The following is a 13,880-nucleotide window of genomic DNA, read 5'->3' on the forward strand; positions in this document are numbered from 1 at the left end:
TGCACTTCCGTTGCACCGCTCCGCGTTTCAGCTGGTCAGCACCATGACGGCGCTCGCCGGTGTATAGGAAATGCAGTGCTCCGTGAGACAAACGGTGGTGCAGCGGCGGTGAGACAAACAGGAAGGGCCAGGTCAGGGCGTCGGGAAATGCGACGCGGCGTGAGAACCTACACGCCTGTAGGTTCTCAAGTTTCGCTGCACTTTCTCAACTTCGTCTGCACTTCCGTTGCACCGCTCCGCGTTTCAGCTGGTCAGCACCATGACGGCGCTCGCCGGTGTATAGGAAATGCAGTGCTCCGTGAGACATTATCTGTAACGGCTTCGGGGGTGTATAACACTGCGCCGAGCAATGATCAGAACCTGTGGATGACCCTCGGTGAGGGGGCGTGAAAGTGGGCGCACCTTCCCGAGGATGATCTGAATATCCGAAGGTCCGATCATGAGCCGGCGTTGGCGCGCTGGTTCGGGAAGGTACGCCCATGCTCACCGTAGTTCACGATGCCACCGAGGCCAATGAAAGCACCGGCGGTGCCGGTCGGTCGTTGTTGGACGAGATCGTCCGTGACGGCGCCCGGCAGATGCTGGCCGCGGCACTGCAAGCCGAGGTCGCCGCCTACGTGGCCCAGTTCGCCGACCAGCTCGATGAGGACGGCCATCGGTTGGTGGTCCGCAACGGCTACCACCAGCCGCGTGAGGTGCTGACCGCGGCCGGCGCGGTCGAGGTGAAGGCGCCGCGGGTCAACGACCGCCGCGTGGACCCCGATACAGGTGTGCGGCAGCGGTTTTCCTCGGCGATACTGCCGGCGTGGGCACGGAAGTCCCCGCAGATGAGTGAGGTGTTGCCGCTGCTGTACTTGCATGGGCTGTCCAGCGGCGACTTCACTGCGGCGTTGGAGCAGTTCCTCGGTTCGGGTGCGGGGTTGTCGGCGTCGACGATCACCCGGCTGACCGCGCAGTGGCAGGACGAAGCCGCGGCGTTCGGGCGCCGTGATCTGTCCGGTACCGACTACGTCTACCTGTGGGTCGACGGCATCCACCTCAAGGTGCGCCTGGAGCAGACCAAGCTGTGCCTGCTGGTGATGATCGGCGTGCGTGCCGATGGCCGCAAGGAGCTGGTCGCGATCACCGACGGGTATCGGGAGTCCACCGAGTCGTGGGCCGACCTGCTGCGCGACTGCAAACGCCGCGGGATGGCTGCCCCGGTGTTGGCCGTGGGCGATGGCGCCCTCGGGTTCTGGAAGGCGGTCCGCGAAGTGTTCCCGGCGACCCGTGAGCAGCGGTGCTGGTTTCACAAGCAGGCCAATGTCCTTGCCGCACTGCCGAAGTCGGCACATCCGTCGGCGTTGGCGGCGATCAAGGATATCTACAACGCCGAGGACATCGACAAGGCGCAGGTCGCGGTCAAGGCTTTCGAGGTCGACTTCGGCGCCAAATACCCCAAGGCCGTCGCCAAGATCACCGACGACCTCGACACCCTGCTCGAGTTCTACAAGTACCCGGCCGAGCATTGGATTCACCTGCGCACGACCAACCCGATCGAATCCACTTTCGCCACGGTGCGACTGCGCACCAAGGTCACCAAGGGGCCTGGATCACGCGCGGCCGGGATTGCCATGGCCTACAAGCTGATCGACGCCGCACAAGCCCGCTGGCGGGCCGTCAACGCCCCGCACCTGGTCGCCCTGGTCCGCGCCGGCGCGGTCTTCCACAAAGGCAAACTGCTCGAACGGCCCACCGACATCACACCACCGCAACCGCCTTCAAACGGTCACGAGCGCACCGGAACGGAGGTCGCCTGAAACACCCCGATCCACAGGTCTTGACAATTTCTCCACTGCGCCCGACGTACGGTCAGCGCCCCTGAATCCCCGTGGGGAACAGTGTTATCTGTAGCGGTGCCACCGACGTGAATACGCATCAGCCGAAGCATGTACCCCATGGGGGTATATAAGTCGAAGGCTCCCGAGTGCTCGGCCGACAGCATCGCCGCCCTCACGTGGCCGTCACAGCGGACACCGATACGGCGAGGACATCTACAGTGGCTGACGCGTGTTTGGCCCCACCGGGTGACCGTCGGGAACCGGCCGGGAGGTGACCATGGGCCGACCGGGAGAATGAACGGATGGACTTCAACAAGCTGCTGGCAGACGGAGAACAGGCTGCGCCGATCGAGCCGCGCGAACTGTTCGCCTCGTTGCCGAGCAAGGCTGAGGGGTATGGGTACCTACGTGATGTCCAGGGTCAGGTTCTGTCCGCTTGGCACGAGCGCCGCGCCCAGCGTGACCTGATCATTAAGGTGAACACCGGGGCGGGCAAGACGATTGATGGGCTGATCATCTTGCAGAGCTATCTCAACGAAGATCTAGGCCCTGCACTTTATGTCGCGCCTAACAAGTACCTGGTTAGCCAAGTGATCGAGGAGGCCCACCATATCGGGCTCTCCGTCGTCGAGGATCCCGACAGTCCGAAATACCGCCTGGGACAGGCGATCTGTGTCATCAATGCCTGGAAGCTGTTCAACGGACGATCGGTGTTTCGGCAGCGGCCGACGAAGACACCGGCACCCATCGGTGTCGTCGTCATCGATGATGCGCACGCCGCTCTGAGCACCGCGCGCGATTGTCTATCGATCAGCATTCCCTACGAGGACCCCACGTTCAAGGAGCTCCTCGCGGAGTTCCGCGACGATCTGGAGGCGTACTCGCCCAATGAGCTGCTCGATGTGGCCGAGCAGAGCCCGGGCGCGCTGCTGCGGGTGCCGTTCTGGGTGTGGCGGTCGCACCTCGAAGGAGCCCGCAAGATCCTGCATTCTGCGCAGAACAAAGCAAAGGAACACCAGCATATTTACTGGTCATGGGCGGCGGTCAGGGACGTGCTGGAGTACAGCAGGACCGTGTTCACCGGTAGGCAGGTGACGATCACCCCGCTGTGTAGCCCGGTCGGGCACATCGTCAACTTCGACGCGGCCAAACGGCGGATCTACCTGACCGCCACGTTGGCTGACGATTCCGTGCTGGTGACAGACTTCGGCGCCGATCCCGGCAGCGTGGCTACACCGATCACGCCGCAAACTGCCGGCGACATCGGTGAGCGCATGATCTTGGCGCCGATGGAGCTGAACCCGCAGCTGGCCGTCGAGGACGTGCGGGCGGGCATCGCAGAACTGGCCGACAATCGCAACGTTGTCGTGATTGCACCGAGTGAGCGTGTAGCCAAGTTGTGGCTACCCCACATCGATGAGAGCAAGATCGTGCGCGCAGATGCCGTCGCTGACACGGTTGAGCAGTTGCGCAGCGGAACGGTCGGCCTGGTCGTGTTGGTCGGCAAGTACGACGGGATCGACCTGCCTGGTGAAGCATGCCGCGTCCTGGTCATCGATGGGCTGCCGGAGGCATTTAGCGGCGAAGAACGCCTTGAAACCCAGTTGACCACGCACACATCGGGCACTGACGACCGACAGGTGCAGCGCATCGAGCAGGGAATGGGCCGTGGTGTGCGAAGCAACGAGGACCACTGCGTTGTCTTCCTGCTGGGCGCGCGGCTGACCCAACTTGTCTACAACCCGGATACGCTGGCGCGTTTCAGCCCGGCGACTCAAGCTCAGCTTCAGCAGTCGCGGCAGTTGGCCGGAGGTCTAGAAGACCAACCACTGCCGGCGATCATCGATGTCGCGCGACAGGCACTGGATCGCGACCCGGCATGGGTCGCCTACGCTCGCCGAGGTTTGGCTCATGTGCCCCCCTCGCCGGGCCACGTCAGCGCAGCTGCTATCGCCCGTCGGACTGCATTCGACCGGGCTGTGGCGGGAGACCTCGCCGCAGCTGGGGAGGCGTTGTCAGTGGGCATCGCTGGCACCAGTGACACCCGCCTCCAGGGATGGCTTCTCGAACAGAAGGCGACCTATGTTGATCGCACCAATCCTGCTGAAGCGCAGAAAATTCTGACTGCTGCGCGAGCCAAGAACACATCAGTACTGCGGCCGCTGGTGGGCAACACCTACCAAAAACTGTCTGGGTCGGACCACCAGGCGATTGCCGCCAGTGACTATCTGACACGGCGATACAAGGACAAGGTCGAGATCAGGATGGGTATCGAAGCTCTGATCGAAGATCTGCGATTCGACCCTGAGCGAACTGTCGAATTCGAGCGAGCGCTTGTTGACCTCGCGATGCACATCGGACTTGCCGCGCAGCGACCCGAACACGACATCGGGCAGGGGCCGGACGGGCTCTGGGCACTCGGGCAACTCAAATACTGGGTGATCGAAGCCAAGAGCGGCTCGACGGCGAAGTACATCCAGAAGGGATACATCAACCAACTGGCCGGTTCTATCAACTGGTTCAACAGGCAGTACGACGCCAGCAGCTCGGCGTTGCCGATCTTGATCCACCCATCGAACACCCTGGCCAAGGACGCCAGCGCTCCGAACGGCGCGCGCGTCATCACGGACACCCGCATGGGTGCCCTGAGATCTGCGGTGTGTAATTTTGCGGACGCCCTCGTCACGGCGGGCCGCTGGGATCAGCCCGACGCCATCAACGGCCTGCTAGCCGGTCATAAACTGCGGGCCAATGAACTTTTCGGCTATACCCAAGCAATCAAACTTGGATGACCCTCAAACCGGTTCGTCGAAGTGACTACAGCGCCAAACCGGACGGGCCTCGGTCACGATCGGGTCTCATACCCCTCGGGGGTATCCGAATCGTGCTAGCTTGGCGGGCATGACCGTTGTGGCGCACCGCGAACCCCGCGGCGCGCAACGGTGGCTGATCGCGTTGATCGTGATCGTTTTCACTGCCATCCCGACCGCGCATTGCCTTGCCGGGGCCGGCCAATCGGCCGGCTCTTCCGCAACGTCCACCCATGCGCACGCGGTGGCCCCATCGTCGGATGGTTTCGCCGAGGCACTGTCGATCGCGGTGATCGACCACGCACACGCCGACCCCGTGCCGGTGGACGCCTGGTGCTCAGCGCTCGGCATGGTGGGCGTGCTGATCCACGCCGACAACCCCGGCCGCAATCTCCTGGTGCTGGCCGCTGTGCTGCTCACCCTCGGCGCCCTGCTGTGGGGACGCCAACCAATCCGAGGCCCGCCCCGGGGCACTCAGGTCGCCAGCTCCGGCCGCGACATCCTGCATCGCCACTGCGTCATTCGGCGCTGATCCGGCTCTCCGGGCACGGCGGCACACCGCCACGCCCAGATGAGTCCACCTCAGCACCCGGCCACCCCACGGCCACGACGCAGGAAACAACCATGACCAAAACCGTTCTATCGTCACGTCGCAGCTGCACCCATCGAGGGCCGCGGTTTCACGACCCCAACACACTTGTCGGCAACACGCCGGTGCTTTGGATTTCCGACCTTCTGGCGGACCCACATCCAGCAGGCGGACAGGCTGGTTTCTGGGCGAAGCTAGAGGGCCACAATCCCAACGGAATGAAGGATCGACCAGCGTTGCACATGGTCGAACAGGCGCGCGCGAGGGGCGATCTCCGGCGCGGAGGAACCATCGTCGAATCCACCAGTGGCACGCTCGGGTTGGGCCTAGCGTTGGCCGGGATCCTCCATGAGCATCCGGTGGTGCTGGTGGCCGATCCGGGGCTTGAGCCGATCGTCCACCGGATGCTCACCGCGTACGGCGCTCGGGTGGTCACGGTCGCTGAACCGCACCCTGTGGGTGGCTGGCAGAAGGCCCGGAAGGACAGGGTCGCTGAGATCCTCGCCGACGAACCGAACTCGTGGTGCCCTGATCAGTATCAGAACCCCGACAACGTAGCTGCGTACCGGGGGTTGGCCGAGGAACTCATCGATCAACTTGGCGTCGTCGACACCTTGGTCTGCTCGGTTGGCACGGGTGGTCACTCTGCTGGGGTGGGGAGGGTTCTGCGTGAACACAACCCGCATTTGCGCCTGGTCGGCGTTGACACGATTGGCTCGACCATCTTTGGCCAGCCCGCGAGCGAACGACTGATGCGCGGGTTGGGATCAAGTATTTATCCCGGCAATGTCGACTACGAGGCGTTCGACGAGGCGCATTGGGTCGCGCCGAATGAGGCCGTGTGGGCCTGCCGCACTCTAGCGGCCACCCATCACGCCACCGGCGGCTGGAGTGTCGGCGCCGTCGCGTTGGTGGCCGCGTGGGTTGCGCGAACATCATCGCCAGAGACCACCGTCGCTGCGGTGTTTCCGGACAATCCATTGCGCTACCACGGCACCATTTACGACGACGATTACTGCGCCCGGCACGACTTGCTTGATCGTCCTCCGGCGGCGTCGCCAGATGTGGTCGGCGATCCTGGGGAGCGGATAGTCGGCCGGTGGACGCGGCTGACTCAGGTCATCGATCCGATTGGCCGGTCGAAGTGATCTCCACGTTTCGGGAGTTCAAGTCTTTCGACCGACCCAGCCAGGTGCTGATGGTCAACCAGTTCGGCATCAACGTCGGTTTCTACATGCTGATGCCCTACCTTGCCGGTTACCTCGCCGGCCCCCTGGGTATGGCGGCGTGGATTGTTGGACTGGTCTTGGGTGTCCGAAACTTCTCCCAGCAGGGCATGTTCCTGATTGGAGGCACGCTGGCAGATCGTTTCGGGTATCGCCCCCTTATCGTCGCCGGCAGCGTGCTGCGCACGGCGGGGTTCCTGCTGCTGGCGTTCAGCGACACCCTCCCGGCGATCCTGATCGCGTCAGCGGCGACAGGTTTCGCTGGGGCGCTGTTCAATCCCGCGGTGCGGGCCTACCTGGCTGCCGACTCGGGTCCAAGGCGGGTAGAGGCTTTCGCCGTCTTCAATGTGTTCTATCAGGCCGGTATCTTGTTGGGCCCGGTCCTCGGTCTGACCATGGTCGCCTGGGATTTCCGGATCACATGCGCAGTGGCTGCTCTGGTGTTCGCAGCGCTGGCGGTACTGCAGCTGACCGCGCTGCCCCCGCATCCGGCCCGCAGCGCAGGGGAGCGGGAGCCGGTCTTGGCGGAGTGGTGTTCGGTCCTGTCTAATAAGCCGTTCCTGCTGTTCGCTGCGGCGATGATCGGGTTCTACGTGCTCACCTTCCAGGTCTATCTGGCATTGCCGCTGCAGGCGCAGGCCCTCACCGGGGTCAACGTCTCCGACACTGCCCTGGTGACGGGAATCTTCGTGATCTCGGGATTGGTTTCGATCCTGGGGCAGGTGCGCCTGACACGGTGGTTGGCAGAGCGATTCGGCTCCAGTCGTTCCCTGGTACTAGGCCTGCTGGTCACCGCGGCCGCCTTCTTGCCGTTGACATTGGCACCGACCTCGTCGACCTTTGGGCCCTTTGTGGCGGTTCTGGCGCTGATGGCCACGGCTACGTTGTTGGCGCTCGGCACAATTGCGACGTTTCCGTTCGAGATGGACAGTGTCGTCATGCTGGCGCGTGACCGGCTCGTCGCGACCCACTACGGCCTGTACAACACGATCGTCGGGGTTGGCATCCTCGCTGGAAATCTGTTGGCTGGCAGACTTTTTGAGATCGCACAGGAGAAGGGCGCGCCGTCGTTGCTTTGGCTGGCGCTCACCGCTGTCGGGCTGTTGAGTGCGTTCGCGGTGTTCACGCTTCGGCACGCGGGGATGCTGGCCGGCCGGAAAGAGCCGACGTCCGTTGAAGTCTCGGCGACAAGCTAGACGTCATCGGTAGGGGCGCGGACGGCCCAATCTTCGTCGGTCGTCCGCGCCCCTGTTCGAGGCTCCTAATCGGACTGGCTAGGTGTAGTTCAGTTGGGTCATCATCCCGGCGTCCATGTGATAGGTGTTGTGGCAGTGCAGGAGCCAGGTCCCCGGATTGTTGGCGACCAGGGCGACCTTGACGGCCTCCATGGGTTTGACGATCACGGTGTCTTTTCGTGGACCGCGGCTGCCGTCGGGCCTCAGCACCTGGAAGGTGTGGCCGTGCAGGTGCATCGGGTGCCACATCATCGTGTGGTTCGCGAAGGTGATCACCGCGTTGTCGCCCATTCCTATCCGGAAAGGATCGATGTCGGGGTGACGCTTTCCGTTGATTCCCCAGTCGTAGCTGCCCATGCCTCCGGTCAGCGCAGCCGACAGCTCGACTGGGTCCTGCAGTGCGCCCAGATCGACCGATGGGTCCGAGCGCAGCTCGTCGATCGTTAGGACTCGACCCGTGAGCTCGGCCGGCCGAAACCCGGCTTCGGGCGCGTGGCCTTCGGCGGTGACCAGATTCGCCCGCGCCAGACCATCCTTTCCTTCGGCGGCGGCGACCAACGGGAACACTCCGTCCCCGGCAGTCACTATCGCGTCGTAGCGCTCGCCCATCCCGACGAGGACCGCATCGGTTTCCACCGGCTGTACCGCGAACCCGTCGGTGTGGGTGATTGTCATGGTGTGGCCGCCCAGCGCTATCCGATACGCCGTGTCGGCTCCGGCGTTGATTATTCGCATCCGGATGCGCTGGCCGGGTGTCGCGCGGAATGAAGTCGGCGCTGACGGGATGCGGCCATTGATCACATGATGGGGGTAGGTGACGTCCCCGCCTGCGCCGAGGAGGCTGTCGCTTTGCTCGCCCATCCCTTCCATGGAGTGCATCCCAGGCATGTGCCCCATGGGTTTGTTCAGGTCCTCGAACACCTGCTCCGGTGATCGGCCCACACCGTCTGTCCAATCGTCGATCATGACGATCCACTCGGCGTCGTAGTCGGTCGCCTCGTCGGCGGCGTCGATCACCACAGGCACGTACAGTCCGCGGTCGGCGTCGAGTGGCGTGTGAGGATGCGCCCAATAGGTGCCAGGGTGCGGGGCGGTGAATCGGTAGGTGAAACGTTCGCTCTGCGCAATATTCGGCGTTGCTGGCTCTGCCCCATCCATATCGTTTCGCAGCGCAAGCCCATGCCAGTGCAACGACGTTGGCTTGCTCAGCTCGTTGACGACGGTCACCTCCAACTGATCGCCCACCTTCGCGCGAAGTAGGGGACCCGGCAACTCTGGACTATAAGCTTGGGTCTGCGCGATAACGCCGCCCAGATCCACCGCCTGCGGTTTCGCGGTCAACACGGCCTGGACGGTGCGGCCAGAACGGGGGCGTGCGGCTTCCGCCTGCTCGATGGCGTCGGCGTATGTGGGCGTCGAGTCCGCGGTATCAGACGTCTGCCCGCAGCCGGCGGCCAAAACGAGGCCGCCTGCAGCGGTGATGAGGAATCCTCGCCGCGACAGTTCACGGCCGAAGCCGGAACTGCTCTCGCGCGCATTTTCTCTGGGGGTGTACACGGTGTCCCTTTCGGTGACGCGGTCGGTGAAATAGACCGCGAGTGATGGTTTGGTGGTTGGCGCGTGGTCAGCGCATGTTGGGCAGCATCGTTCGATCGGCGGACCTGAGACAGGTCGCCTTCGAGTTCTGCGATTAGAAGTTGGAGCTGCCGGCCGACGGGTCGGTGTCGGCGTAGGGATGCCGAGGCACGAACACTCGACCGTTGGCGTTGTAACGCTTTCGCTTGCTCCGCGGCGCCATCTGGCCGGCGTCACTGTTGCCCTCGCGAGCTGTCGGACCTGGAATCGCAGTCTTCGGCGCTTGGTCGCGGGGCTCTTCGAGTGCGCTTTGGTGGTTGGCGAGACTGATCGCGATGCCTCCGCCTGCGAAGGACACGGTGGCAGCAACCGCCACCAAGGCGATTCCCATTGAAGCGGCGCGCAGAGGGAAGCCCCTGAGCCTGATGCCGTCAAGTGTCGGATGTGGAGAGAAGGTTTTGGTCATGGTTGTTTCCTGCGTCGTGGCCGTGGGGTGGCCGGGTGCTGAGGTGGACTCATCTGGGCGTGGCGGTGTGCCGCCGTGCCCGGAGAGCCGGATCAGCGCCGAATGACGCAGTGGCGATGCAGGATGTCGCGGCCGGAGCTGGCGACCTGAGTGCCCCGGGGCGGGCCTCGGATTGGTTGGCGTCCCCACAGCAGGGCGCCGAGGGTGAGCAGCACAGCGGCCAGCACCAGGAGATTGCGGCCGGGGTTGTCGGCGTGGATCAGCACGCCCACCATGCCGAGCGCTGAGCACCAGGCGTCCACCGGCACGGGGTCGGCGTGTGCGTGGTCGATCACCGCGATCGACAGTGCCTCGGCGAAACCATCCGACGATGGGGCCACCGCGTGCGCATGGGTGGACGTTGCGGAAGAGCCGGCCGATTGGCCGGCCCCGGCAAGGCAATGCGCGGTCGGGATGGCAGTGAAAACGATCACGATCAACGCGATCAGCCACCGTTGCGCGCCGCGGGGTTCGCGGTGCGCCACAACGGTCATGCCCGCCAAGCTAGCACGATTCGGATACCCCCGAGGGGTATGAGACCCGATCGTGATTTTCCCGACGCAACGCCGTTGCTTTATACCCCCTAGGGGTATATGTTGCGGGTATGGACCACTCTCCGAAGGCCGCCGGCCATACCCACGGGCCGCATCAGCACGGACATGATCACTCCCCGCACCCCGGACCGGGTGATCACGGCCGGGGCCACCCACTTGACCCTCACAGAGAGCGTGGAAGCCACGCAGGCCACGGAGACCACGTCGCACGATTCCGGAGCCTGTTCTGGGCCGCCTTGGCCTTAGCGGCGCCCGTGGTGGGCTTCAATGGGATGTTCGCGGACCTGCTGGGGTATCAGTTGCCGGAAGGCACCTGGGTTCAGTGGGTCTCGCCCCTGCTGGGCACCGTGATTTATCTCGTCGGAGGTCGTCCGTTCCTGGTGGGTGCCGCCGACGAGATTCGCCGCCGGAAACCGGGGATGATGCTGCTTATCGGGCTGGCGATCACGGTGGCATTCGTCGCTTCCTGGGGTTCGAGCCTGGGCGTTTTGGACCACCAACTCGATTTCTGGTGGGAACTCGCGTTGCTCGTGGTGATCATGCTGTTGGGGCACTGGATCGAGATGCGCTCGCTGGCTCACACCACCTCCGCGTTGGACTCCCTCGCCGCGTTGCTCCCCGCCAAGGCTGAACGTGTGGAAGGCGGCGCGGTTGTCGAGGTGGATCCCAGCGAACTCCGCGCGGGGGACGTGGTTGTCGTCCGCCCGGGTGGCTCAGTGCCGGCTGACGGCCGGATCGTGGAGGGCGCCGCGAATCTGGATGAGTCCTTGGTCACCGGGGAATCCCGCCCTGTCCGTCGACAACGCGGAGATCAAGTGGTCGCAGGAACGGTGGCCACCGACTCGGGGTTGCGGGTCGAGGTCACAGCCGTGGGCGAAGACACGGCATTGGCCGGGATTCAGCGAATGGTGGCCGACGCGCAGGCATCAACGTCGCGTGCCCAACGCCTCGCCGATCGGGCCGCCGGGTGGCTGTTCTGGTTCGCCTTGGCCGCCGCCATTGTCACGGCTGTGGTGTGGTCGGCCATCGGCCAGCCTGACGAGGCTGTTGTTCGGGTGATCACTGTCCTGGTGATCGCCTGCCCACACGCCCTCGGCCTAGCGATCCCGCTCGTGGTCTCCATAGCCACCGAACGCGCGGCGCGCGGCGGGGTGTTGATCAAGGACAGGTTGGCACTGGAGCAAATGCGCAACGTCGACGTGGTGTTCTTCGACAAGACGGGGACACTGACCGAAGGGGCTCCAACCGTCACCGACATCCACTCGGTTGAATCCCCCGCAAATGAGGTGCTGGCCATGGCGGCCGCCGCAGAAGTCGACAGCGAACATCCGCTAGCCCGTGCGATCGTCGCGTCCGCAAAACAACGGGGATTGCATCTGCCGGTCGCGAAGGGATTTTCCTCTGAACCCGCGTTGGGCGTCACCGCGGACGTCTCCGGCGTCACTGTCAAGGTCGGCGGACCGATGATGCTGAAACAGGTGGGATGCCAGGAGCTGCCGATCGCCGATCAATGGCGAGAGGAAGGCGCCATCATCTTGCACGTTGTCATCGACGGGCGGGTAGCGGGCGCGTTGCGGCTGTCCGACGCCATTCGGCCAGAGTCACGCGACACCGTCGAAGCCTTGCACAAGCTGGGGATCTCAGTGGTCATGATCACCGGTGACGCGCATGCGGTCGCAGCCTCTGTCGCCGATGAGCTCGGCGTAGACCGCGTATTCGCCCAGGTCCGGCCCGAAGACAAGGCAGCTGCGGTCAAAGAACTGCAGGATGAGGGGCATCAGGTGGCCATGGTCGGCGACGGAGTCAACGACGCCCCAGCGTTGGCTCAAGCTGATGTGGGAATCGCCATCGGGGCCGGCACCGATGTGGCGATCTCGTCGGCTGGGGTGATTCTCGCCAGTTCAGATCCCCGGTCGGTGATTTCTGTCATCGAACTGTCGCGTGCGAGCTACCGCAAGATGAAGGAGAACCTCTGGTGGGCAGCCGGGTACAACCTGATCGCCGTGCCGTTGGCTGCCGGAGTGCTCGCTCCGGTCGGATTTGTGATGCCCATGAGCGTTGGAGCCATGCTGATGTCTGCCTCCACCGTTGTTGTCGCCCTGAACTCGCAGTTGCTGCGTCGACTGGACCTACGACCGCAGTCGGCCACCCGCCGTGTGATCGGGTGAAACGATAGCGAGATCGATCAAGTTCACCACCGGACTCGGGGCCTACGTCAGCGCAAACACGCCAGTATGAAATATCTGGCGCCCACCACCATCACGGCCTGGCGGCATGACGAGTCCATTCAAGCTAGTGGACCCGCACGTTATGCGCCCGTAGGAGCTAATGTGGGGTTGCCCCCGTTCGGTAGACACCGGTTAAGCGGCTTGCTCCGCTTGGTTGATCATCAATGTCTCGAAATCCACTGGACTGAGATACCCGAGTGAACTATGGAGCCGACGCCAATTGTACACGTTCTCAATCCAATTCGCTACCGCGTGAATAGCTTCAGCGTGCGTGGCGAAATGCCATCGGTGATAAAACTCCGATTTCAATGTCGACCAGAAACTCTCCTGCTGCGCATTGTCCCAACACACCCCGGTTCGCCCGACGGACTGACGCACATTCAATTCCTCGGCCACGGAGAACATCTGCGCCGAGGTGTACTGGCACCCGCGATCCGCATGGAAAATCACTCGCTCCATCGGTCCCGTCGCCGGGTCCCGGAACAGGTGCGCCCGGCGCAGCGCGGCCTCCACCACGTCGGTGTGCAAGGTTTCGGCGAACGCGTATCCCAGTACCCGACGCGAGCAACCGTCACGGACCGCACACAGGTACAACCAGCCCTCGTCGGTACCCAGGTAGGTGATGTCAGAGGTCCACACCTTGTTCAACGCGCCCTGGTCGAAACGCCGGCCCACCAGATCCGGCAACGTGTGCGCCCGATCATCAACGATCGTGGTCGGCGGGCGCCATGTGCGCGGGCTGATTCCCTCAATTCCATTGTCCACCATGATCTTCGCCACTGTCTTACGAGACACGGTTTCGCCCTGCCGGCGCAGCGTCGCAAGGATCCGCGGAGCGCCGTCGACCCCGTCGGATTCCTCATGGGCAGCCTTGACCGCCACGGTGAGCTCGGCGCGCCGCTGCGCGCGCGGGCCGGGCCCGGCGTCGCGGGCTTTGACCCACTTGTAGTAACCCGAGCGAGAGACCCCCAGCAGTCGAGCGCACCGGCTGACACCGAACATGGCCTTCTCCGCGTCGATCAGTGCGAACGCCTCGGCGGGTTCGGACCGGTCTCCTTCGCGAAGAAGGCTGCGGCTTTTTTTAGAAACTCCCGATCCATTCGCAATTCAGAAACCTCCACCCGCAGGCGCTCCAACTCAGCGCGCTCATCAGCGTCCAAGGCTTCCGGTGCCGAATCCATCTGTGCGCGCTCAATACCCACCCAGCGGCCCAGCAACGCCTCACCAACCCCGATTTCTCGGGCCACCTCGGCAATCGAGCGCCCGGTGTCAATCACCAAATGCGCGGCCTCATGCCGATACTTCGGCGTATACGACGCCCTCTTCTTCGTGCCCACA

General features: G+C 63.9%; 10 protein-coding genes. 6 read left to right on the forward strand and 4 right to left on the reverse strand.

Annotated features, from left to right (window positions below; all coding sequences use genetic code 11):
• The first annotated feature begins 479 nt into the window (after positions 1–479).
• The 5 genes from L2Z93_RS06085 to L2Z93_RS06105 all read left to right on the forward strand — a co-directional run bounded on the left by L2Z93_RS06085 (position 480) and on the right by L2Z93_RS06105 (position 7,641).
• The gene (locus L2Z93_RS06085; protein ID WP_090593670.1) at positions 480–1,799 is read left to right on the forward strand and encodes an IS256 family transposase; all 1,320 of its coding nucleotides are present in this window, start codon (positions 480–482) and stop codon (positions 1,797–1,799) included.
• A 323-nt stretch (positions 1,800–2,122) separates the two neighbouring features.
• On the forward strand, positions 2,123–4,612 hold the full coding sequence (locus L2Z93_RS06090; RefSeq protein ID WP_090593672.1) for a helicase C-terminal domain-containing protein: 2,490 nt from the start codon (positions 2,123–2,125) through the stop codon (positions 4,610–4,612).
• 109 nt (positions 4,613–4,721) lie between these two features.
• A complete protein-coding gene (locus L2Z93_RS06095; RefSeq protein ID WP_090593675.1) occupies positions 4,722–5,162 on the forward strand; it encodes a hypothetical protein in 441 nt (146 codons plus the stop codon).
• A gap of 92 nt (positions 5,163–5,254) precedes the next feature.
• A complete protein-coding gene (locus L2Z93_RS06100) occupies positions 5,255–6,367 on the forward strand; it encodes a PLP-dependent cysteine synthase family protein (RefSeq protein WP_090593678.1) in 1,113 nt (370 codons plus the stop codon).
• Between the two features lie 50 nt (positions 6,368–6,417).
• Positions 6,418–7,641 carry an MFS transporter gene (locus tag L2Z93_RS06105; RefSeq protein ID WP_090593687.1) on the forward strand — a complete coding sequence of 408 codons (1,224 nt, stop codon included), beginning with the start codon at positions 6,418–6,420 and terminating at the stop codon, positions 7,639–7,641.
• Between the two features lie 78 nt (positions 7,642–7,719).
• Here the strand turns inward: L2Z93_RS06105 and L2Z93_RS06110 are convergent, their stop codons facing one another.
• The 3 genes from L2Z93_RS06110 to L2Z93_RS06120 form a co-directional block, all read right to left on the reverse strand.
• The gene (locus L2Z93_RS06110) at positions 7,720–9,237 is read right to left on the reverse strand and encodes a multicopper oxidase family protein (RefSeq protein ID WP_234786290.1); all 1,518 of its coding nucleotides are present in this window, start codon (positions 9,235–9,237) and stop codon (positions 7,720–7,722) included.
• 133 nt (positions 9,238–9,370) lie between these two features.
• On the reverse strand, positions 9,371–9,721 hold the full coding sequence (locus L2Z93_RS06115) for a hypothetical protein (protein ID WP_128111873.1): 351 nt from the start codon (positions 9,719–9,721) through the stop codon (positions 9,371–9,373).
• Between the two features lie 92 nt (positions 9,722–9,813).
• Complete coding sequence (locus L2Z93_RS06120) at positions 9,814–10,254, reverse strand: hypothetical protein (protein ID WP_090593675.1); 441 nt, start codon at positions 10,252–10,254, stop codon at positions 9,814–9,816.
• 332 nt (positions 10,255–10,586) lie between these two features.
• Between L2Z93_RS06120 and L2Z93_RS06125 the strand changes: the two genes are divergently transcribed.
• Positions 10,587–12,482: a heavy metal translocating P-type ATPase gene (locus L2Z93_RS06125; RefSeq protein ID WP_234786291.1), complete on the forward strand. Its 1,896-nt coding sequence runs from the start codon at positions 10,587–10,589 to the stop codon at positions 12,480–12,482.
• Positions 12,483–12,674: 192 nt separating this feature from the next.
• On the opposite strand, the gene L2Z93_RS06130 is transcribed toward L2Z93_RS06125, so the two are convergent.
• Positions 12,675–13,879, reverse strand: a protein-coding gene (locus L2Z93_RS06130; RefSeq protein WP_090585282.1) for an IS3 family transposase whose coding sequence is annotated in 2 segments (ribosomal slippage) — positions 12,675–13,624 and positions 13,624–13,879 — 1,206 coding nt in all. Because the reading frame shifts where the segments join, the coding sequence is not laid out codon by codon here.
• Position 13,880 lies beyond the last annotated feature (1 nt).

This window comes from Mycolicibacterium brumae (genome assembly GCF_025215495.1).
GTDB lineage: Bacteria > Actinomycetota > Actinomycetes > Mycobacteriales > Mycobacteriaceae > Mycobacterium > Mycobacterium brumae.

Bases quoted from the DNA above. Each gene is read 5' to 3' on its own strand.
- L2Z93_RS06085 (WP_090593670.1), top strand. From the start codon at position 480: ATGCTCACCGTAGTTCACGATGCCACCGAGGCCAATGAAAGCACCGGC.
- L2Z93_RS06090 (WP_090593672.1), top strand. From the start codon at position 2,123: ATGGACTTCAACAAGCTGCTGGCAGACGGAGAACAGGCTGCGCCGATC.
- L2Z93_RS06095 (WP_090593675.1), top strand. From the start codon at position 4,722: ATGACCGTTGTGGCGCACCGCGAACCCCGCGGCGCGCAACGGTGGCTG.
- L2Z93_RS06100 (WP_090593678.1), top strand. From the start codon at position 5,255: ATGACCAAAACCGTTCTATCGTCACGTCGCAGCTGCACCCATCGAGGG.
- L2Z93_RS06105 (WP_090593687.1), top strand. From the start codon at position 6,418: ATGGTCAACCAGTTCGGCATCAACGTCGGTTTCTACATGCTGATGCCC.
- L2Z93_RS06115 (WP_128111873.1), bottom strand. From the start codon at position 9,721: ATGACCAAAACCTTCTCTCCACATCCGACACTTGACGGCATCAGGCTC.
- L2Z93_RS06120 (WP_090593675.1), bottom strand. From the start codon at position 10,254: ATGACCGTTGTGGCGCACCGCGAACCCCGCGGCGCGCAACGGTGGCTG.
- L2Z93_RS06125 (WP_234786291.1), top strand. From the start codon at position 10,587: ATGTTCGCGGACCTGCTGGGGTATCAGTTGCCGGAAGGCACCTGGGTT.